This is a genomic window from Dietzia cercidiphylli (assembly GCF_039531545.1).
Classification (GTDB): domain Bacteria; phylum Actinomycetota; class Actinomycetes; order Mycobacteriales; family Mycobacteriaceae; genus Dietzia; species Dietzia natronolimnaea.
Map to the genome: position 1 here is coordinate 619782 of NZ_BAAAQG010000003.1, position 20180 is coordinate 639961.

Below are 20180 nucleotides of genomic sequence, written 5' to 3' on the forward strand. Positions count from 1 at the left end.
GCCGGTGATGATGCGTTCGATCACGGTGCTCGCGGGCAGGGAGTTCGCGTCCCAGCTACGCAGCGGGACGTTGATCCTGGTCGGAGTGGTGGCCCCGGTACTGCTGGCCTTGCTGTTCGGCTTCGCGCTCGGCGGCAGCGACACCACGGAACCTTCCCGGGTCGGGGTCGTGGACCTCGACAGTGGCGAGTTCGCCTCGAGCATGCAGGACGAGGTGCTGGCCAGCGAGGAGCTGTCCGACATCATCACCCTCGAGGAGGTGGGGACGGTATCCGAGGCGCAGGGCGCCGTGGACTCCGGTGAGCTCGGCTCCGCCATCGTCTTCACCGAGGGGTTTACCGAGACCGTCCGCGCCGGTGAGGGCGGGGTCGTCGAGGTGCTGGAGTCCGCGTCGAATCCCGTCGCCGCCGTGGTGGCCACGTCGGTGGTGGACCAGATGTCCGCACTCGTCCAGGCCCGCACCCTGTCGGTGCGGACCGCCACCGCCGCCGGGGTGCCGACGAGCGAGGTGCAGGAGTTCGTCGAGGCCAACGGCGCGGACGGCCCCTCGCTCTCGTTGGTCGACGCGGCCATGGCCGACGGCGCCGTGGACATGTCGGTCTTCTACGCCTCGGGCATCGCCGCACTGTTCGCCTTCCTCGTGGTGGGCACCGCCGCGCGCAGTCTCCTGCTCGAGCGCCGGATCGGGGTGCTCGCCCGGGTCCAGGCCTCGCCGGTGCCGGGATGGGCGTTGGTGTTCTCCAAAGCGATAGTGGGCTTTGCCGCGGCGCTGCTGTCCATGTGCTCGACCTGGGTCGCCTCGGTCCTGATCTTCGATCAGAGCTGGGGATACCCGCCCGCGGTGTTCCTGCTGTTCGCCGCGCACTGCCTGGCGGCGACGGCACTGACGATGCTGGTGGCCACCGGCGCCCGGACCGACGCGCAGGCCGACGGGTACGTCCTGGTCCTGAGCTTCACCTTCGGCTTCCTCGGCGGCAGCCTCATCCCGATCTTCCAGTTGCCCGACGCTCTACAGGTCCTGTCCCGGTTCACCCCCAACGGCTGGACAGCCAACGGGCTGGGCTCACTGGTCGTCTCCGGGGGAGGGGTCGACTCGATCCTGCTGCCCGTGGCCGTGCTCCTGGCCATCAGCGCGGTCGCCGCAGTCGCGGCCGGCCTGCGATTCCGGAAGGGACTCCTGCGATGACGACCGACACCCTGACCGATATCCCGACCGACCGCACCGACCGCGGTGGGACCCACGACCGGCGGGGAGGGGACGGCCTCCGCCCGGCCGCGGTCGCGGCCATCGTGTGGGCCAACCTGCTCCGCCAGTCCCGTGACCGGGTCGGCATGTTCTTCATCGTGATCATGCCGTTCGTCGCGATCGTCTTTGTCGGCTTCACCATCGGCGCCGCCGGCTCCTCGTCGATGCCGATCGGTGTGGTGGCGGCGGAGGACGACCCGGTGGCGGCCCGGGTCCTGGTCGAGCTGGAACAGTCCGAGGGCCTGGAGGTCCAACGGTTCGACGACGTGGCGGCGCTCGACAAGGGGGTCCGCGAGGGCTCGCTGGCAGCGGGGCTGTCCATCCCCTCCGGGAGCACCGAGTTCCCGGTCACCTATTCCGGCACCTCGGGAACCGGCGCGGCCGCACGCGGAACGATCGACGGCGCCGTCTCCCGGGTCTCCGCGGAGATGGAGGCCACGCGTGCCGCCGAGACCGCCGGGGCCGACCCCGCGGAGACGGCCCGCCTGGTCGCCGAGGCGCAGGCCACCACCACCCCAGTGGAGATCGCGGGTTCGGGTGGGGACGACAGGCCGCAGGGGTTCGCCTACACCGCTCCGGCGAACCTCGTCCTGTTCACCTTCATCAACTCGATGGCGGTGGCCGCAGCCCTGGTCGAGAGCCGCAAACTGGGGATGGTGCGCAGGATCCTGGCCGGACCCGTCACCAAGCGGGCGGTGCTGTTCGGTGAGGCGCTGAGCCGGTTCCTCATCGCGGCGCTGCAGGCCGTCCTGATCATCGCCGTGAGTTCACTGGTGTTCGGCGTGGCCTGGGGCGAACCGCTCGCGGTGGGGGTGGTGGTGGGCGTGTTCTGCCTGGTGGCCACGGGCGCGGCCATGCTCGTCGGTTCCCTGGTGTCCTCGCCTACCCAGCCGGCCGTCATCGGTCCGACCCTGGGGATCATCCTGGGCATGCTCGGCGGGTGTCTGTGGCCCAAGGAGGTCGCGCCGGACTTCCTCAACACGATCGGGTACCTGTTCCCCCACGCCTGGGCGATGGACGCGCTGATCAGCTTGTCCGACGGCCGGGCCGGCCTGACCGCGGTCCTGCCGGAGGTGGCCGTCCTCAGTGCGATGGCGGCCGTGTTGCTCGGGCTCGCCCTGTGGTTGTTCGACAAGCGCGCCCTCAGGGACGGGTGAGCAGGGCGTGAAGGGGATCATCCTCGCGGGCGGTACCGGGTCCCGGCTCGCGCCGGTCTCCACGGCGGTGAGCAAGCAACTCGTCCCCGTCTATGACAAGCCGATGATCTACTACCCGCTCACCACGCTCATGCTCGCCGGGATCCGGGAGGTCCTGGTGATCACGACCCCACAGGAGCAGGAGGCGTTCCGGCGCCTGCTGGGTGACGGTTCGGAGTTCGGTATCCGCATCGACTACGCGGTGCAGCCCTCGCCCGACGGTCTGGCCCAGGCGTTCGTGATCGGCGCCGACCACATCGGCCGGGACCCGGTGGCACTGGTCCTGGGGGACAACATCTTCTACGGACCGGGAATGGGAAGCCAGCTGCGACGGTTCGCCGACGTGGACGGCGGCGCCGTGTTCGCCTACTGGGTCGCGGACCCGAGCGCGTACGCCGTGGTGGATTTCGACTCCGACGGCCGGGCGGTCTCCCTCGAGGAGAAGCCCGCCCGGCCGCGGTCCCAGTACGCGGTGCCGGGCTTGTATTTCTACAGCCCCGACGTCGTGGACGTGGCCCGGGGGGTGGAGCGCTCCGCCCGCGGCGAGTACGAGATCACCGACGTCAACCGCCACTACCTGGAGGCGGGGCGCCTGCGGGTGGAGACGCTGCCCCGGGGGACGGCGTGGCTGGACACCGGGACCCACGATTCGATGCTCGACGCCTCGAACTTCGTCCGCACCATCGAGGACCGGCAGGGCCTGAAGATCGGGTGCCCGGAGGAGGTGGGCTGGCGCCTCGGGCTGATCAGTGACGAGCAGCTGTGCCGCAGGGGATCGGCCCTGAGCAAGTCCGGCTACGGCGGCTACCTGCTCGGGCTGGTGGAACGCTGCGGGGAGCCGGTGGGCCCGGGGGTTCAGATCTAGGCCGGTCGATCGCCACCGCCACCGGGCTCCGGCGTGGAAATACTGTTCTGAGTCGGCGAGACCTTCAGCCGTTCATCACCATCGGCGGGAAGCAGACCGCCATCGGCATGGCGAGCAGCCGCGCGACCGACATCATGACGGGCTTGCGCGTGCTCAAGGCCGGGAGCGGGGAGCGCTGGGCGGCCGAGCAGTACCGCGGCGCCTCCCGCCACGCGGCCGACGCGGGCATCGTCACCGCCGAGCGGTCGGGGCGGGTCCAGGGGATCGGGTCGCTCGGCATGGCCGTCGTGCTGGCACTGGTCCTGCTGGCCGCCGGCTACCGCGTTCTGGCCGGCGAGATGGAGATCGGCACCCTCGTCTCCGTGGTGGGCGTGGCCGTCTTCTGCGAGGAGCCGGTGCGGCTCATCACCGCCATGGTGAGCATCTTCGCCCGGTCCCACGGCGCCGCGTAGCGACTGGTCGACCTGCAGGCCTTAGCGCCGGCGACGAATCCGGAACGGGGGTGCCCGCGGGGTCCCACCTGCAGGTGAGCGGCTTGGAGCTGCCCGACGGCCGGGAGCTGGACCTCGACGCGCGGGCCAGCGCGATCTGCTGGCGCCCCGCCGGGGCCTTGCGGATCGCCGCGGTGAGCGCGGGGCCAACCGTCCCGACCGTTGACCGCGGCCGTACCACCTCGTAGGTTCAGAGGCATAGCCCCTGGAGTCACCGTGACTGACAAGCGCACAGGGCGTCCTCGTCGTCGAGGTAGTGGATGGCTGACCGCTGCGGCAGTGATCGCGGCCGTGGTGCTGTTCCTGCCCGTGCTGCTTCTGCCGCTCACCACGTCGGTGCCGATGTGGGCATGGCTTCCACTGCTCCTGCTCGGCCTGTTCGCGCTACTCTGGCTCATCCTCCGACGCCGCCGGCGGGCGGTGAGACCGATGGCGGTGGGTGTCATGGCGCTCGCCGCGATCGTGGCCGTCTTGGCGTCGCAGACCCTGGCGATCACGCCGCCCATCACCGGGTCGGACGGTGAGCCCGTCCCCGGGAGCGTTGCCGAGATGGAGGCGGTGGAGCTCAACGGCAGCGAACAGTGGATCACCATTCGCGGCCATGACGCGTCGAATCCGGTCCTGCTCAACCTCGGGATGGGCGGCCCCGGTGGAGGCGGCTTCTTCAACTCCACCGAGTTCAGGCCACTGGAGGAGCACTTCACGGTGGTCAACTGGGACGAGCCCGGGACCGGAAAGTCCTACGGCGCCGTGCCGTTCGACGACCTCGACCGGGAGCGGTTCGTGGCCGATGCCACCGCGCTCACCAACCACCTCCGCGAACGTTTCGGGCAGGACAAGATCTACATCTATGGAGTCTCGTGGTCGAGCATCCTGGGCATCTGGTTGGCCCAGGAACACCCCGAGCTCTTCCACGCGTTCATCAGCAGCGGGCAGATGGTCAACACCACCGAGAACGACCGGATGGGGTACCAACTGGCGCTGGATCACCTCGAGGAGCAGGGGGATACCGGGCGAGCGGAGACGCTGCGGAACAACGGACCGCCGCCGTACTACGGCGACGCTGTGGTGTGGCCGTACGTGGACTTTCTCGACGTGCTCAACGAGATGATGGGGGTTCCCCGCTACACGCTGGTCGTGCCGCTTCTCGGGTTGCTCGTGCCCGAGTACGGCTACGTCGACACGATCAACCACACCCGCGGTCTGATCAACTCGTTCAACGCCGTCTACCCGCAGCTGGAAGACCTGGACTTCGTCGATCAGGCTCCGGAGCTCGAGGTGCCGGTGTTCTTCTTCGTGGGGCGGCACGACGTGAATGCGATGCCGACGCTGGTCGAGGAGTACTACGACGAGCTCTCGGCGCCGGAGAAGAGACTGATCTGGCTGGAGGGCGGGCACGGCCTCGGCAGCGCGGACAACAAGGACGTCTTCGTCGACGTCATGCTCGACGAGGTCCGGCCCCTGTCGCAATAGACCCTTAGTCGGATCACCCACTGGGAGAGGGGATCACACTCTCCCGGGTTCACGTGATCCGCGCGGCCACCATCTGGCCCCACTGCTCCGCGCGGGCCTCTTCGCCCTCGAGCAGCTGGGTCTGGGTGTCGACCAGGAAGCTCTCCGGTTCGGCGACGAGGGTGAACCCCAGGCTTTTCAGCTTCTTCGAGATCCCCTTGGATGCCCGACCGGTGAGGATCGCGGGCTTGTCGACCCGGGTATCGAACGCGGCAGCAGCCCCCTCGCGCCGGGAGAGCTCGCCGAGCCAGTCCCTGATCCCCGCACCCGCCGCATCGGGTTCCACCGTCAGGGCACTGTCTGGCTGGTCGGCGGCTTCGACCGCACCACGCCGGGTCGATTCGCGACTCATTCCGTGGACATGGGTGGGGCCGCCCACGATCACCAGGTCATAGACGGAGGTGTCCTCGTCTATCGCGTGCGAGACGGGGACTGTCGTGGCGTCACCTACCCGAGCGACGCCGCGTGCGATCGCGTTGGCAATGTCGTGGGTGCAGCCGTACATCGATTGAAAGACGATCAGTGCGCGCATTTCGTGTGCCACCCCGCTCGAGTCGGCGGTAAGAGCACGTAGCCGTTGACGGGCCCTCACCTCGGTTTATCACTCGATTTTCATCATTCACCGCGTCGGCGGCGAGCGCAATGGGGTGGGGGCGTCGGGGGCGCACCGTCCAGGGGCTGCGGTTCCGTCAAGGTTTGGGGTGCGCCCGCCTGCGTCACGCGCGTGCCCGCCCTGTGGTCGCCCCTGCGTGGTCCAACTTCGCCCATCCACTACCCAAGTGAAGTCAGTTCATTTACTGTCGGTGTGAACTGGCCCACACAACGATCGGTAGGGATCGCATGACCGACACGGCGATGAACGACACGACGACCGGCAACGCAGCGCAGGGCAACCGGGAGGTTCGCCTGGTCAGGCACCCCGACGGTGCGCTGGCGGTGGACGACCTCGAGGTGGTGCCCACCGAGATGCCGACCATGGCTCCGGGGCACGTGCTCATCCGCAACACGCTGCTCTCCGTGGACGCGGCCACCCGGCTGCGGCTCGATCCCGTCTCGCCTCCCGGATACCTGCCGGCCCTCAAGCCGGGGGAGGCGCTCGCCGGGATGGTGGTCGGTGAGGTGGTCGAGTCGGACGCGGAGGGCTACGCACCCGGCGACCTGGTGCACCACGACCTCGGGTACCGCGAATACGCCCTGGTCGATCCGGAAAACCAGGCCCTCGGCGTGGCCGGGGCACTGTCCAAGCTGGACCGCGAGCTGGGCCCGCCCGAGCTCCAGGTGGGGCTGCTCGGCATGACCGGGCTCACGGCGTGGGCAGGGATGTTCGTGGTGGCGTCCCTCAAGCCGGACGACGTCGTGTGGATCTCCGCGGCCGCCGGCGCGGTGGGCAGCGTCGCGGCGCAGCTCGCCAAGGCGCACGGGTGCCGGGTGATCGGCAGCGCTGGTAGTGCCGAGAAGGTCACCTACCTCAAGGATGTACTCGGGCTCGACGCGGCGTTCAACTGGCGCGACGGGCTGGACGAGCCGCTGAGCGAGTTCGCGCCCGAGGGGATCGACGTGTACTTCGACAGCGTCGGCGGCGACCACCTCAAGGCCGCGCTCACTCACCTGCGCCCGCTCGGCCGGGTCGCCCTCTGTGGCGCGATCGCTGGCTATGACGGTCAGCCTCCGGCCGCTCCCGACAACCTCTTCAACGCCACCACCAAGGACATCAATCTGCGTGGCTTCCTCGCGGGCACGTTCGCGGATCGGCTTCCCGAGGCCAGAAAGCACCTCGCGGAACTGTGGCGGTCGGGCGACCTGAACCTGGACCTCGCGAAGTACGAGGGCCTGGAGTCCGCGCCGCAGGCGATCGTGGACATGCTCTCCGGGCGGACGACGGGCAAGTGCGTGGTGGCGCTGGGCTGAGGGGCCTACTGGTGACGACGACGAGGTCGGCCGCCGATATCAGTCTGCTGCTGACGGCTGTGCGCACCAGTAGTGGTCCGAATTCGGCAGCTACCTACACAGGTTGAGATGGGTGCGGCGGGGTCGATCATGCTCGTCACTGTGTGGTCAGACCGTGGCCGGAGCCGCGGCCGTGTTGGGTCACTGCTCACTCTTCGCCAGAAACCGCCGCATGCCGCCGCGTGCGAGCATCAGCACGACGATCAGTGCGGTCACAGCGAGAAAGCCGCCCAGCTGGACGGCGTCGCCGAACGCGAGCGCCACCAGCTCGAGGACCAGGAACTTGCTACCCGGCAGCACCAACACCAGCGCGGCCACGTTCACGACGCGAACTGTGAGCGTCTTTCCCGAGCGGATGCGGCCCACAATCCGCTTCTTGACCCGCAGGACGATCTCCAGGACCGCCTTGAGCAGGACCGCCGTGAGAAGTGCCAGCAGGAACGTCTCCGAGAGGACCGCGGGGAATAGCTGGATGAACACGCCCAGCACGACGAGATACGCCAGGACATCCACCAGATCGATCGGACGAATCCGCACCCTGGGAGTGTATCGGCCGAGTAATCGGAAAGGAGCGCGTAAATAACGACGACCAGGGCGTTCGCCGGAACCAGTCTGCCCGTCGCGGGGACACGCCACGGGCGGTGAGCGTGTCGTGGCGCCCCACGGTTCGCGGGCACAGCGCCCTGCATCCAGAACACCTAGCCGAGCTCGTCCGCCAATCGGACGGCAGGGATCCAGTCGATACCGAACACCCGGGCCACCTCCGAGAAGGTGGAGGAGTCCGCATCGGTGCTGGTCGCCGAGGCGATGAGACGGGACAACATCACGGTCCCCGCTCGCTCCTCGATCGTGCCGGCCGCCGCCAGGAGCGACCACGCGCACACCTGATGATTCCGGTGCGCGCGGCCCATCGTCTGTTCGGCCAGGAGCCCCGAGTAGCGGGCCTGATGGAAGAAGCCCCTGCGCGGGGTGTCGGTCGCGAACGTGCCGTCGGCGAACTGCTCGCGCGCCTGCAGGTTGATCGCGGTGGGCGTGTTGAACACCACCACGGGCGCCTCGCCTCGCTGGAACCGCATCCGCTCGGACTCGGCCTGCGGGTTCGAGCCGTAGATCCGTGCAACCGGGAATCCGTCGGCCTCGAGCAGCTCGGCCACCGGGTGCGCGGCTGTGGACACCATCTCGGTCGCGATCAACACCTGGTAGCCGCGCTGGAGTTCGGCCTTCGCCGCCGCGACCGTGTGCTCGACCCGGATCATCGATGCCTTCTGGCGCAATCGCACCAGCGCAGCCAACCCGCGAGCGACGTTGTTGCCCGTCCTGGCCAAGTGCATCTCTCGCTGGAAGTCGCCCCACTCCAGCTCGTAGGCCCGCCATTGGTCCGGGGTCAGCTCCACCAGGTCCACGTCGAACGGAGGCGGGCCCCACGGCGCCGACCGGGTGAGCATTAGCGGCGGGTCGTGCCGCAGCAGGATGTCGCGCACGTCGCTGATGGCGGCCTGCTGCATCGGCAGCGACTCTTTGGCCTCCACGGTCCACGTCCACTTGCCGTACGAGGTCTCCAGGGGCACGCCCCGCTCGGCCAGGGTCCGCCCGAAGTCCGCCCACCGTGCAGGCGGGTCGCCGTGTACCTGTGCGAACAGCGACGACAGGTAGCCCCATTCGCCTGGGTGATGGCCCGGCGTGGCGGTGATCGTCAGCACGAAAGGGGACTTCTCGTGCGGGCCGTCCATGCGGGTCAGTCGCCGCATGTAGCTGGTGCGCTTGCTGGCGTGCCGGAACTGGTGGGCCTCGTCAATTACCGCCACGTCGACCTTGAGGCGAGGGCGCCCGTTTCGAGCCATGAGTTTGCCCAGGCTGTCCGAGGACATGATGATCCAGCGCAGGTCGTCGTCACACAGGTCCTCGTTACCCAGTGCTGCGATGGTGCGCCGCCACGACGGGATGGTGATGCGCGCGGGCCGGTCCACCGTCACCAGGATGGTGCGAGCGCCGCGCATGTTCGCGATGGCCTTCGCCGCAGCCACCGCCACCAGGGTCTTGCCGGTGCCCACATCGTTGGCCAGGTGAACTTGCCGGAACTGGCGCTGGGCGGCCGCGACGATCGCGTCCACGTCCGCGCGTTGCTCCGGGCGCAGCGTCATCGGCGCGGCGGTCGCGCCCGGGCCCTCGCTGCCGTTGAGCTCGTCTTCCAGCCACCGCAGGTAGGAGTAGGGCTTACTGGCGTAGTGCTCCAGTGGGTCCGGCAGGGCGGTGCCGACATAGGCGTGCGCGGTGAGCGACTTGTAGTAGGTCACTCCGGCCGGCGCCCCTCCGCCCAGTCCTCCCCACGGGAGCTCCAGCAGCCACACCCGCTGGCCGGGAGGGATCGTCGGAATCGTCGGCGTCGTGTTGGGCTTCTTGGCCGACGTCGCCCGCCTGGAGCTCGACTTGCGTTTCTTTGTCGTTGAGCGTGAGGACCGGGCCGCCATCAGATGTCTGCCCCGTTGCGGGCGGTGATGAGGGCGGGTGAGTCCACGGAGTCCTCCTGGATGGTCCTGGCGGGGTCGGGCTCACTGTAGGGGCCGGGTACGTCACCGCCGCCGTCGGCTGGTGCGCACCCCGCCGGGCCGTCGAGGTGAGCGTGGGTGCCGGGGTGAGGCCGCGCATTAGGGACGAAGGTAAGGCGATTACGACGACGACACGGGCCAGCCGCGGCCGGAATTCTGACTGCGAGGTGGTTCGTAGTCAGGCCCTGAAGCCGGGGGAGGCGCTCGCCGAGATGGTGGTCGGCGAGGTGGTCGAGTCGGACGCGGATGAGTACACCCCCGACGACTCGGTGCACCACGACCTCGGACACCGCGAGTACGCCCTGGTGGATCCGGCCTCGGGGTGGCCGGGGCGCTGTCCAAGTTGGACCGTGCGCTGGGCCCGCCGGAGCTTGAGGTGGGGCTGCTCGGGATGACGGGCCTCACGGCGTGGGCGGGGATGTTCGTGGTGACGTCCCTCAAGCCCGACGACGTCGTGTTGATCTCCCATGTTCGTTGACCGACTTCCCGAAGCCAGGAAGCACCTCGCAGCGCTGTGGAAATCGTGGACATGCTCTCTGGGCGGACGACGGGCAAGTGCGTGGTGGCGTTGGGCTGAGGGGCCGAAAACTGACGACGACGAGGTCGGACGCCGGTATTGGTCTGCTGCTGACGTCAGTGCGCAACGGCAAGAGTCTGAACGCGGCAGCTACTCAAGCAGGTTGAGATAGGAACGGCGGGCCTTCATCGCGTGAATTACCTCGATCGTGCCATCGTCGTAGTACAGCGCGATCAACTCTAGTACGCGCGAAAGTGTATCGAACCCGAGGACGAGGACGCGTTGGGGATGGTCATCGTCCAGTGGGCCGGAGAGGACTGGCGACTCGAGCGCCGCCCGAATGTCGTCGTCCTTGATGCCGTGTTTCCTCGCGGATGGTCGGACTATCACGAGGCGGCGGCCCACTGCGCCAACGCCTGGCGGATCGCCTCTGATCGGTTGAGGTGCTCCCGGTCGGCGCGGGCCATGACAGCCTCGAGTTCAGCATCGGTCAGGCGAACCGGGACGACTCGGGCCGCGCGGTCGGATCGTGCGGGCCGACCCATGCGCTTCTGCAGCCAGGCGATGTCGTAACCCTCTTCAGCCTCGGCGACCCAATTGTCGAGCTGTTCTTCGGAGACGTTCTGACCCTGAATTTTCCGCTCCATGGGCACTATCGTAATACGAATCTGTCCGAATGGGCAGTACGTGCCGGGTTGATGGGCCGAGGCTTTACTCTTCACCTCCGGGTTGCGCTGCCGGTGTGGTCCGGACGTGCATCGCATCCCGCCGTGACGTGATCAGACACGCAGCGCACCCGAAGGGATGTGGCCCAGCACGCCTGACCCCGCCCTGTAGACCGACGTGGAACAATGGCCCCCGGTACTGCAACCACCCAGCGCGGTGCCGACCCAGACACGATCCACGAACTTCCCCAAGGAGCACAGATGGCGCTTATCGAGCAGGTCGGAGCCCGGGAGATCCTCGATTCGCGAGGCAACCCCACCGTTGAGGTAGAGGTGCTTCTGGACGACGGCTCGTTCGGGCGGGCCGCGGTGCCCTCGGGTGCCTCGACCGGCGCCCACGAGGCCGTGGAGCTGCGCGACTCCGACGACCGTTACCTGGGCAAGGGCGTGACCAAGGCCGTCGAGGCCGTGCTGGACGTGCTCGCCCCGGCCGTGATCGGCATCCCCGCCGAGGAGCAGCGCCTGGTCGACGAGGCCCTCCTCGACGCCGACGGCACGGACAACAAGTCCCACGTCGGTGCCAACGCCATTCTGGGCGTCTCGCTCGCCGTGGCCCGCGCCGCCTCCGAGGCCGCCGGCCTGGAGCTGTACCGCTTCATCGGCGGCGCCAACGCGCACGTCCTGCCCGTGCCCATGATGAACATTCTCAACGGCGGCGCCCACGCCGACTCGGGCGTGGATGTCCAGGAGTTCATGATCGCGCCCATCGGCGCGCCGACCTTCCGCGAGGCCCTGCGCGTGGGCACCGAGGTCTACCACTCCCTCAAGGCCGTCCTCAAGGACAAGGGCCTGTCGACGGGCCTGGGCGACGAGGGCGGCTTCGCCCCGTCGGTCGATTCCACCAAGGCCGCGCTGGACCTCATCGTGGAGGCCATCGAGCAGGCCGGCTACACGCTCGGCTCCGACGTCGCGCTCGCGCTCGACGTGGCGGCCACCGAGTTTTACTCCGGCGGCAAGTACAACTTCGAGGGCAAGCAGCTCTCCGCCGCGGAGATGGCCGACGTCTACGCCGACCTCGTGGCCAACTACTCCCTGGTCTCCATCGAGGACCCGCTCGACGAGGACGACTGGGAGGGCTGGAAGACCCTGACCGACATGATCGGCGACAAGGTCCAGCTGGTGGGCGACGACCTGTTCGTCACCAACCCGGAGCGTCTGGCCGACGGCATCGCCAAGGGCGCGGCCAACGCGCTGCTGGTCAAGGTCAACCAGATCGGCACCCTCACCGAGACGCTGGACGCCGTGGAACTGGCACACCGCAACCGCTACGCCTCGATGATGTCGCACCGCTCGGGCGAGACCGAGGACACGACCATCGCCGACCTCGCGGTGGCCTGCAACTGCGGCCAGATCAAGACCGGCGCCCCGGCCCGCTCGGAGCGGGTGGCCAAGTACAACCAGCTGCTGCGCATCGAGGAGATGCTCGGGGACGCCGCCCGGTACGCCGGTGCCGGCGCCTTCCCGCGCTTCAACGCCTGAGCCAGGCCATCGGGTCGCGCAGCCCAAGAAAGCACGGCCCCAGTAGGTAGGTAGTCGAGAGGAGGGCTCATGGCTCGCCCACCACGCCCTTCTGATCGCCGGGGCGACGGCCGCGATCGGTCGTCGTCCCGGCGTCCCGGGGAGGCGTCGGGGCCCATCCGCCGGGCCCCGCAGCGGGGTCGCACCCGCGGTGAGTCTCCTGGCGACCCCACCCGCCGGCAGACGCCCCAGCGGCGCACGCCGAGCCGGGAGCGGGACCGGCCGGTGCCCGCCTCGGCCCGCTCCGGCAAGGTGGGCTTGACCGCGCATCCGGAGGCCCACCGGCTCACCACGCGGACCGATCTCTCGGACACCGTGCTGGGCCCGCGGAACTACACGCCTCGGCGGATCGGTCTCCTCGCCGTCGTCGCCATCATTCTCTTGGTGACGGTGTCGTTCCCCCTGCGCAATCACTACCAGTTCCTCTCGGACGAGAAGGCGGTGGCGCAGGAGCGGGCCGCGCTGCAGGCCACGATCGCCGAGCTCGAGGCCGAGGAGCAGTTGCTCGCCGATCCGGCGTACATCGAGCAGCAGGCCCGCATCCGCTTCGGCGCGGTCAAGCCGGGGGAGACCCCGTACCGGGTGAGCCCGGTGGATCCGGTGGAGCAGGCGGCGGCCGAGCAGCGGGCGGCCGAGCTGGCGGCGCTGCCGTGGCAGACGCGGGTGTGGGACTCCATCTCCGTGCCCGCCGATCCCATTTTCCCGGAGAACTCGAGTCTCCCGGGGGGTACGTCGGTGCTCGAGGGCACCAGCATCCCCGGCGGCCCCGATACCCCGGCCGTTCCGGTCGATCCCCAACGCGGGAATCTCGGCGTCGAGACCCCGGACGGCGACGCCCCTCAACCCCAACCACAGGAGGACCCCCCAGCGTGAGCGCCGAACACAGCGTGTCCAGTGACGATCTCGAGGCGATCGAGGCCCAGCTGGGCCGGCGGCCGCGCGGGGTGCTGGAGGTGTCCTATCGCAGCCCCGACGGCAGGCCCGGGGTGGTCAAGACCGCGCCGCGGCTCGAGGACGGTACTCCGTTCCCGACGCTGTACTACCTCACCGATCCGCGGCTCACCGCCGAGGCGAGCCGGCAGGAATCGGCGGGGATCATGAGGGGGATGACGACGAGGTTGACCTCCGACCCCGAGATGGCCCTCAACTACACCCAGGCGCATGAGCGGTATCTGTCCCAGCGCAACGAGATCGAGGACCTGGGCACCGACTTCTCTGGTGGCGGAATGCCCGAGCGGGTCAAGTGCCTGCACGTGCTGATGGCGTACGCGCTGGCCGAGGGGCCCGGCGTGGTGTGGCTGGGCGACGAGTCCGTGGCCCTGGCCTGCGAGGCCGGACTGCGCGGCAACGCGCTTCCTGAGGACTGGCCCACCCCCGAGGAGCTGGGCGTACCCGACTACTACGCGCAGGAGCAGGAGTGACCGCGACTGCTCCCGATGGCGCCGTCCGGGCAGGGCCTGTTCGTGTGGGCGCTGTGGACTGCGGCACCAACTCGATCCGACTACTCGTCGCCGAGGGAGTGCCCGGGCAGCCCGGGCTGACCGACGTCACCCGCGAGATGCGGATCATCCGGCTCGGCGAGGGCGTCGATGCGACCGGGAGGCTTTCCACGGAGGCGATCTCCCGGTGCCGCACCGCGCTCACTGACTATGCGGCCACCATGGCCGAGCTCGGCGTGCAGTCGGTGCGGATGGTCGCCACCTCCGCCACCCGCGATGCCCGTAACAAGGACGAGTTCTTCGGCATGACCGCCGAGGTGCTCGGCAAGCACTTCCCGGGCGCGCAGGCCGAGGTGATCTCCGGGCAGACCGAGGCCGAGCTAACCTTCGCCGGCGGGGTGATCGACCTTGACCCGACTGACGGGCCGTTCGTGGTGACCGACCTCGGTGGTGGGTCGACGGAGATCGTGGTGGGCGAGGTCGTCCGCGGCGATGTCCAGATCCTCGGGGCCCGCAGTCTTGACGTGGGCTGTGTGCGCCTCACCGAGCGGGTGCTGCACTCGGATCCGCCCACTGACGCTGAGATCGCCGAGGCGCGGTCCGTGATCGGCGACGCGCTCGCCGGGGCCGGCGACGTCCCCGTCGGCCTTGCCTCCCGCTGGGTGGGCGTGGCTGGCACCTTCACCACGTTGTCGGCGTTGGCGCAGGGGCTGGGGGAGTACGACCCCGAGCGGATTCACGGCAGCGTGATCCCGCTGGATCGCATGCGCGAGGTGTGCGACCGCCTGGTGGCGTCGTCTGTCACCGAACGGCGCAGTCTGGGCCCAATGCACCCGGGCCGCGCCGATGTGATCGGTGGGGGCTCCATTGTGGTCCAGGCGCTGTGTGATGTGATGGCAGAGCGCGCGGGGTTGTCCGAGCTCACGGTGAGTGAGAAGGACATCTTGGACGGGATCGCGATGTCGGTGTTGGCTCGTATGGTCGGCTAGCGTCGCTCGTTCGAACGTGGGCGCTCGCGCCCGGTTGGCCGCGGCTCGCCGCGGCTGGGAAGCCCCCATAGCCCAATTGGCAGAGGCAGACGGCTTAAAACCGTCAAAGTGTCGGTTCGAGTCCGACTGGGGGCACCACTTGAGCGTACTGGCGAGCCCCCGCACGGACGCTGAGGAGCTTCTTCCGCACGCACGACCGGAAGTGCACCGCCGCGGTTCCGCCGTCTCGGAAGTAGTGCTTCATGCGCTAGGTCACGACGCCGTCGGCCGCGTCATCGTCCGTGGACTTCACAGTGATGTGGACCCATGTGTATTTGACATCGCGGAGTTCTACGTCGCAGTTGTGCTCCCTCAACCCGAACTCGGCGACCGCGGGCAGGTCTCGTGCCGCGCGTCCCACTGGTCCGTGAGCTGCTTCGAGTAGAAGTGGTAGCCCGAGTCCGCGACAGCTCCGTCGCCATCGGTCCACGGGCGGTCGAGGCCGCGGTCGCAAACATCAGCTTCTGGGGGGGTGTCCCTATGAGGATTGTCAAGCGTTTTGCTGATGATTGGTGATCGCTTCAGGCCGCCGCGGCTACGTCGTTGGGTGCTGGCGGCTCGCGGTAGAACTCGCGGTTGGTCAGCATGGCGTAGATGACGTTGCTGCGGCGTCGTGCAAGGCACATGACGGCTGCGTTGTGCTTCTTTCCTTCGGCGCGTTTGCGCTGGTAGTAGGCCTGAGAGGGGCCATGGCAGTTGCTGGCGATCCAGGCGCTGCGGAACATGGCGTTCTTGAGGCGCTTGTTGCCACTACGAGCAGGGAATTCGCCCTTGATGGAGGTGCCGCTTCGTCTGGTCACCGGGGCGATACCGGCGTAAGCAGCGAGATGTGAGGCGGAGGCGAAGTCGCTGCAGTCGCCCACGGCCAGCAGGATGTTGGAGGCGGTCTTGATGCCGATGCCGGGCATCGAGATCAAGACCTCGGCAAGAGGGAATTCATCGAGCATCCCCTCGACCTGGCCAGCGATGGTCTCGCGCTGTTGCTGTAGCGCTTTGATGTTCGCGGCGAGCTGCGGGATGACCAACTCGGCAGCGTCGGTGCCGGGCACGGTGACCGTCTGTTCGGCCAGTGCCGCGAAGATTCGGTCGATGAGCTCGACCGGATCTTTTCTCGACCTGTTGCGGGCCCATTTGAGCACTCGGCCTCGGCCGGCTGCGGCGAGTTTGGTGGGTCCGCCGTAGTGGATGAGCAGGTCCAACACGATGGCTCGTGCCAGGATCTCACCGACGAGAACGCGCTCGAATGCCGGGTGGATCTGCGTCAGGACACTGCGCAGCCGGTTCTTGGCCCGGGTGCAGTCCCGAGCGATGTCGTCGTCGAAACCGGCGAGCATTTTCAGCGCTGAGAGCACCTCGCTATCGCGGTCCACCGCTCGCAGGGTGTGCGGCATTGTGCGGGCCGTGTCGGCGATGATGAACGCATCTCGGGCATCGGTTTTCGACCTACCTGGGTACAGGTCCGCGGCTTTGCGCATCGCAAGTCCTGGCAGGTAGGCGACCTCGCAACCGCAGTCACGGGCCACCGCGATGGGCAGCGCCCCGATCGTGTTGGGCTGGTCGACGATCATCAGCACCGGTCCATGCTGCTGAAGTTCGACGATAACTTTCCGCAGAGCGACTTCGTCTTGGACCAGGGGTTTGTCGTAGAGGCGGGAGCCGTCCTGGGCGAGAGCGCATGCGTGATGGGCACTCTTGCCGACGTCCAGTCCCGAGGGTGTTTCATTGAGTGTGTAAGGGTCCGGTCTCGAACCGAGGTGTGACCTACGGGTTTCGCCTCTTGGAAGGATTGACCGAATGACCGAAATTGCTGATGTCCAGAACCCCTTGGCCGGGGTGCTGAGCGCCGATCAGATCGACGCCATGGTGACCGCCGCCGAGGAACTCGGGCAGGGCCGCCACGGGGTCGAGGAGCTGCTGACGCAGATGACCAAGGCGGTGCTGGAGCGGGCCATGGAAGCCGAGCTCTCCGACCACCTGGGCTACGAGGCCGGCGACCCCGCCGGCCATGGGACCGGTAACTCCCGCAACGGCAAGACCACCAAGCGCGTCCAGACCCTCCAGGGTCCCGTGGAGCTGACCGTGCCGCGGGACCGCAATAGCTCGTTCGAGCCGGTGATCGTCCCGAAGCGGGCCCGTCGACTGGGCAAGGTCGAGGACATGATCCTGTCCCTCTACGCCCGCGGCATGACCACCAGGGATATCGGCTCACACCTTGAGGAGATCTACGGCTCCACCGTCTCCGCCGCGACCATCTCCCGGGTCACCGACGTGGTCACCGACGAAATCGCCCTGTGGCAGTCCCGGCCGCTGGAGACGGTGTATCCGATCGTCTACATCGACGCGATCTGGCTCAAGATTCGCGACGGCGGCGTCGTGGCCAATAAGGCCTGCCACGTGGCCGTAGGCGTCGATCTAGAGGGCCGCAAGCAGGTGCTGGGACTGTGGCTCGGTGCTACCGAGGGGGCCAAGTTCTGGGCAGGCGTCCTGGCGGAGATCCGCAATCGGGGCTGCAAGGACATCCTGATCTTGTGCTGCGACGGACTGACCGGGCTGCCGGCCGCGGTCAACAGTGTCTACCCCGAGACGGTGGTGCAGACCTGCGTGGTGCACCTGCTGCGCTCGGCCATGAAGTACGCCTCCTACGCCGACCGCAAGACCATGGCCAAGGACATGAAGCCGATCTACACCGCGGCCACCGTCCAGGCCGCCGAGCTGGCGATGGAAGCCTTCGCCGAGACCTGGGGCACCAAGGCGCCGGGGGCGGTGATGGCGTGGCGCAATGCGTGGGAGGACTTCACCCCGTTCCTGGCGTTCACCCCCGAGATCCGCAAGGTCATCTACACCACAAACCAGATCGAATCGATCAACTACCAACTCCGGAAAATCACCAAGACAAGGGGCTCATTCCCCTCAGTCGAGGCGGCGATCAAACTGGTCTATCTGGGCATCCGAAACATCGAAACCACCCGCGGCGGCGACCTCGGCACCGGCACACAGGGATGGCACCAAGCGCTCAACGCCTTCGCCGTGCAATTCCCCAACAGACTCCCACTCTGACCACCCGGCAGAGGGGCTAACCGACCGGCCCTTACACAGAAAACTTGACACGCCCCCAGTCCCACGAATACGGCGTAGTTCTCGGACATGGCGATACTTCCCTTCTGAAGTATCCCTGCTGGTCACCGTCTTGACACCCGATGCCGACACCCACGTTACGAAGAGACCTCACCTAAAAGGTGGGCCGCGTCCCTATCAGCGGTCAACGCGTGTCTCTCGAGCGGGTGGCAACACCCCCCGGACCATCGATGGCAGGGCAAGAAAGCCATGCCCACTCGAGCGACCAGACCTCCGACCACCGGAGGTTCAATAAAGGTAACGGGCTGGCTGTCGACCACATCTGATACCCCACGCAACCCGCGGGCCGGGCAAAATGGTCGCCATGTTCATCATCGGATCCGGGCCAAGTGAGCTTCATGCTCATATGGCTCTCGACCGCCGCCTTCACCAGCTCCACCCCCAGAACGACGCGCAGACCTCGGTTGTGGCGACCTCCGTCCACGACGGAGACTGGTCCGTTCTGGTCACCGTTCACCAAGGCATTTCAGGGAAGGAGTCCCGTTGACCCCAGAGGAAGCCCGCTCGCTCGGCCGCGCCATCCGCGCCGCACGCAGGGAGACCGGACTCACCCAGCTCAAACTGGCAGTGGCCATCGGCGTGAAATCCCCATGGATCAGCGCATGGGAACGCGGGCAGTCACAACCGACCGCCTATAGACAGGCCACGCCACCCGCCGTCATCAGTCGCGATCAGCTCACAGCAATCGCTGGTGCGCTCGACTGCTCGATCGAATCCATCGCCAACCGAGCCGCGCTATCAGCCGCCACCCGAATCCTCTACGGACTCGAACCACTCGGCCCCGCCCGCACCATCGTCGGAGGCCAATCCTTCGACCTCACCGACGCCGAAGCCGACCGCGTCACCGACTTCATCACCGGACTCATCGCCGCCCGAAACATCCACTAATTGGATTAATTTGAGTAGACGTCCGATAATACTGCGGCCCGGCCGCCGTATGACTACCGGGCCGCAGTTCAGCCGTGGTCCACGCCTCAGGGTTCGGACCTCATTTGTCCGGCCGGCCCGCTCAGGGCTCGATGAAGGTTCGAATATGGTCGAGAATTTCCGCCCCCTTCGCGTCGTCCTGGCTCGACACCTAAAGCAAGAAGGCGATAGCGGCAACGACAACCACTGTCGAGATCATCGATTCACCGGCTGACTGGTGTCAGCGACAACCTGGCCGATGCTGGTCATCGACTTGATGAAGTCCAGGTCCCCGGATGCTTCCGGAGCCGCAAGTGCGATTTCCTTCTGCATCTGCGCCAACAGCGCAACTTGCCGCATCGCGTACGCGCCAGCGCGGGCCACGGCATCGACTTGGGTTTGTTGGACCTCGCCGGCCGCTGCAACGCGGGCGCTCATCACATCTGCAGAGTGGTCGATCGCTGCGAGATCGCGGGCGGTCTGACGGGAGAGGCAGCCTCCTGTAGCCGTTGGATACGAAGCGGGTGTGCTCGTTGGAACGCGCTGAAGTCCGGACACTGTAGTCTCCAATCAATTGGCTGTGCGGGTCACCCGCAAACAACGGATCTGACAGAAAACACGCTAACTTCGCAGGTAGACAACGTAGAAGCACAAGCGTGATAGCACTTGGATGGATAGAGTTGTGGCATGCGAGAGAGCGGTGATGAGTCGGAACCGGAGCGGTCGCCTTACTGCCCGGACTACTTGCTGCCGATCATTAGAGAGCTTCGGGTCCGGTACGAGCGCTTCGATGAGCTCCGTGAGCAGGTGCTGTTGCCGTATGGCTACAACACCGCGAGGGCATACTGGGGCGACTTAGATGACGTGTTCATGTGGGCTGAGGAACGTGACAAGGACGTACTCACGCTGACTGTGCAGGACCTCCGTCAGTACGTGGCTCTTCTTCGCAGAAGGAAGTACAACGAGAGCACTATCCGACGGCGAATCACCGCGATGCGGAAGCTCTACGACGTCATTGGGCTGGATCCAAATCCAGCGGACGCCGTCGTGATCAGGCGCGGCGGCACACGTTGAGAGAGCACATTGCGGCTCACGGCCAGAATTTCCGG

The 20180-nt window shown here is 67.4% G+C and carries 20 protein-coding genes and 1 tRNA gene; 15 read left to right on the forward strand and 6 right to left on the reverse strand.

The features are described from left to right. The first annotated feature begins 7 nt into the window (after nucleotides 1–7). The 5 genes from ABD250_RS04705 (at nucleotide 8) to ABD250_RS04725 (ending at nucleotide 5271) form a co-directional block, all read left to right on the forward strand. Complete coding sequence (locus ABD250_RS04705; RefSeq protein ID WP_182658479.1) at nucleotides 8–1186, forward strand: ABC transporter permease; 1179 nt, start codon at nucleotides 8–10, stop codon at nucleotides 1184–1186. Beyond that, nucleotides 1183–2403: an ABC transporter permease gene (locus tag ABD250_RS04710; RefSeq protein ID WP_182658478.1), complete on the forward strand. Its 1221-nt coding sequence runs from the start codon at nucleotides 1183–1185 to the stop codon at nucleotides 2401–2403. Before ABD250_RS04705 ends, ABD250_RS04710 begins: the two co-directional genes overlap by 4 nt. Before the next feature lie 7 nt (nucleotides 2404–2410). Beyond that, nucleotides 2411–3307 carry a glucose-1-phosphate thymidylyltransferase RfbA gene (gene rfbA, locus ABD250_RS04715; RefSeq protein ID WP_107746568.1) on the forward strand — a complete coding sequence of 299 codons (897 nt, stop codon included), beginning with the start codon at nucleotides 2411–2413 and terminating at the stop codon, nucleotides 3305–3307. A gap of 107 nt (nucleotides 3308–3414) precedes the next feature. Then, nucleotides 3415–3759 (forward strand): hypothetical protein, encoded by a 345-nt coding sequence (locus tag ABD250_RS04720; RefSeq protein ID WP_241730610.1) that lies wholly within the window; start codon nucleotides 3415–3417, stop codon nucleotides 3757–3759. 255 nt (nucleotides 3760–4014) lie between these two features. Next, a complete protein-coding gene (locus ABD250_RS04725) occupies nucleotides 4015–5271 on the forward strand; it encodes an alpha/beta fold hydrolase (RefSeq protein ID WP_206685738.1) in 1257 nt (418 codons plus the stop codon). 49 nt (nucleotides 5272–5320) lie between these two features. On the opposite strand, the gene ABD250_RS04730 is transcribed toward ABD250_RS04725, so the two are convergent. After that, nucleotides 5321–5842, reverse strand: coding sequence for a flavodoxin domain-containing protein (locus tag ABD250_RS04730; protein WP_182658515.1), 522 nt, complete (start codon nucleotides 5840–5842; stop codon nucleotides 5321–5323). A gap of 308 nt (nucleotides 5843–6150) precedes the next feature. Between ABD250_RS04730 and ABD250_RS04735 the strand changes: the two genes are divergently transcribed. Next, a complete protein-coding gene (locus tag ABD250_RS04735) occupies nucleotides 6151–7218 on the forward strand; it encodes an MDR family NADP-dependent oxidoreductase (RefSeq protein WP_206685739.1) in 1068 nt (355 codons plus the stop codon). A 180-nt stretch (nucleotides 7219–7398) separates the two neighbouring features. On the opposite strand, the gene ABD250_RS04740 is transcribed toward ABD250_RS04735, so the two are convergent. Continuing rightward, a complete protein-coding gene (locus ABD250_RS04740; protein WP_182658516.1) occupies nucleotides 7399–7794 on the reverse strand; it encodes a hypothetical protein in 396 nt (131 codons plus the stop codon). Nucleotides 7795–7955: 161 nt separating this feature from the next. Next, nucleotides 7956–9551: a DEAD/DEAH box helicase family protein gene (locus ABD250_RS04745; RefSeq protein WP_338404175.1), complete on the reverse strand. Its 1596-nt coding sequence runs from the start codon at nucleotides 9549–9551 to the stop codon at nucleotides 7956–7958. 574 nt (nucleotides 9552–10125) lie between these two features. Here ABD250_RS04745 and ABD250_RS04750 point away from each other — a divergent pair. Then, a complete protein-coding gene (locus ABD250_RS04750) occupies nucleotides 10126–10281 on the forward strand; it encodes a hypothetical protein (protein WP_182658518.1) in 156 nt (51 codons plus the stop codon). Nucleotides 10282–10706: 425 nt separating this feature from the next. On the opposite strand, the gene ABD250_RS04755 is transcribed toward ABD250_RS04750, so the two are convergent. Next, nucleotides 10707–10967, reverse strand: coding sequence for a ribbon-helix-helix protein, CopG family (locus ABD250_RS04755; protein WP_182658520.1), 261 nt, complete (start codon nucleotides 10965–10967; stop codon nucleotides 10707–10709). 279 nt (nucleotides 10968–11246) lie between these two features. Here ABD250_RS04755 and eno point away from each other — a divergent pair, with 279 nt between their 5' ends. The 5 genes from eno to ABD250_RS04780 all read left to right on the forward strand — a co-directional run bounded on the left by eno (nucleotide 11247) and on the right by ABD250_RS04780 (nucleotide 15129). Then, a complete protein-coding gene (eno, locus tag ABD250_RS04760) occupies nucleotides 11247–12524 on the forward strand; it encodes a phosphopyruvate hydratase (RefSeq protein WP_182658521.1) in 1278 nt (425 codons plus the stop codon). A gap of 297 nt (nucleotides 12525–12821) precedes the next feature. Then, nucleotides 12822–13436: an FtsB family cell division protein gene (locus ABD250_RS04765; protein WP_344390908.1), complete on the forward strand. Its 615-nt coding sequence runs from the start codon at nucleotides 12822–12824 to the stop codon at nucleotides 13434–13436. After that, nucleotides 13433–13984: a DUF501 domain-containing protein gene (locus ABD250_RS04770; RefSeq protein ID WP_182658651.1), complete on the forward strand. Its 552-nt coding sequence runs from the start codon at nucleotides 13433–13435 to the stop codon at nucleotides 13982–13984. The genes ABD250_RS04765 and ABD250_RS04770 overlap by 4 nt, the downstream gene beginning before the upstream one ends. After that, entirely contained in the window at nucleotides 13981–14991 is a 1011-nt protein-coding gene (locus tag ABD250_RS04775; protein ID WP_182658652.1) for a Ppx/GppA family phosphatase, read from the forward strand. Before ABD250_RS04770 ends, ABD250_RS04775 begins: the two co-directional genes overlap by 4 nt. Nucleotides 14992–15052: 61 nt before the next feature. Beyond that, nucleotides 15053–15129: transfer RNA gene (locus tag ABD250_RS04780), tRNA-Leu, on the forward strand. Between the two features lie 422 nt (nucleotides 15130–15551). On the opposite strand, the gene ABD250_RS04785 is transcribed toward ABD250_RS04780, so the two are convergent. Then, entirely contained in the window at nucleotides 15552–16736 is a 1185-nt protein-coding gene (locus tag ABD250_RS04785; RefSeq protein ID WP_344390982.1) for an IS110 family RNA-guided transposase, read from the reverse strand. 88 nt (nucleotides 16737–16824) lie between these two features. Between ABD250_RS04785 and ABD250_RS04790 the strand changes: the two genes are divergently transcribed. Beyond that, nucleotides 16825–18087 carry an IS256 family transposase gene (locus ABD250_RS04790; protein WP_182641640.1) on the forward strand — a complete coding sequence of 421 codons (1263 nt, stop codon included), beginning with the start codon at nucleotides 16825–16827 and terminating at the stop codon, nucleotides 18085–18087. 561 nt (nucleotides 18088–18648) lie between these two features. Then, nucleotides 18649–19053, forward strand: coding sequence for a helix-turn-helix domain-containing protein (locus ABD250_RS04795; protein WP_344390913.1), 405 nt, complete (start codon nucleotides 18649–18651; stop codon nucleotides 19051–19053). A 234-nt stretch (nucleotides 19054–19287) separates the two neighbouring features. On the opposite strand, the gene ABD250_RS04800 is transcribed toward ABD250_RS04795, so the two are convergent. Then, complete coding sequence (locus ABD250_RS04800) at nucleotides 19288–19512, reverse strand: hypothetical protein (RefSeq protein WP_425551859.1); 225 nt, start codon at nucleotides 19510–19512, stop codon at nucleotides 19288–19290. A 246-nt stretch (nucleotides 19513–19758) separates the two neighbouring features. On the opposite strand from ABD250_RS04800, the gene ABD250_RS04805 reads away from it, so the two are divergent. Then, nucleotides 19759–20145 carry a site-specific integrase gene (locus ABD250_RS04805; protein WP_182657858.1) on the forward strand — a complete coding sequence of 129 codons (387 nt, stop codon included), beginning with the start codon at nucleotides 19759–19761 and terminating at the stop codon, nucleotides 20143–20145. Nucleotides 20146–20180 lie beyond the last annotated feature (35 nt).

Excerpts from the sequence above, each read along its gene's own strand:
- ABD250_RS04805 (WP_182657858.1), top strand. The coding sequence starts at position 19,759 with ATGCGAGAGAGCGGTGATGAGTCGGAACCGGAGCGGTCGCCTTACTGC.
- ABD250_RS04755 (WP_182658520.1), bottom strand. The coding sequence starts at position 10,967 with ATGGAGCGGAAAATTCAGGGTCAGAACGTCTCCGAAGAACAGCTCGAC.
- ABD250_RS04790 (WP_182641640.1), top strand. The coding sequence starts at position 16,825 with ATGACCGAAATTGCTGATGTCCAGAACCCCTTGGCCGGGGTGCTGAGC.
- ABD250_RS04735 (WP_206685739.1), top strand. The coding sequence starts at position 6,151 with ATGACCGACACGGCGATGAACGACACGACGACCGGCAACGCAGCGCAG.
- eno (WP_182658521.1), top strand. The coding sequence starts at position 11,247 with ATGGCGCTTATCGAGCAGGTCGGAGCCCGGGAGATCCTCGATTCGCGA.
- ABD250_RS04710 (WP_182658478.1), top strand. The coding sequence starts at position 1,183 with ATGACGACCGACACCCTGACCGATATCCCGACCGACCGCACCGACCGC.
- ABD250_RS04730 (WP_182658515.1), bottom strand. The coding sequence starts at position 5,842 with ATGCGCGCACTGATCGTCTTTCAATCGATGTACGGCTGCACCCACGAC.
- ABD250_RS04705 (WP_182658479.1), top strand. The coding sequence starts at position 8 with ATGATGCGTTCGATCACGGTGCTCGCGGGCAGGGAGTTCGCGTCCCAG.
- ABD250_RS04720 (WP_241730610.1), top strand. The coding sequence starts at position 3,415 with ATGGCGAGCAGCCGCGCGACCGACATCATGACGGGCTTGCGCGTGCTC.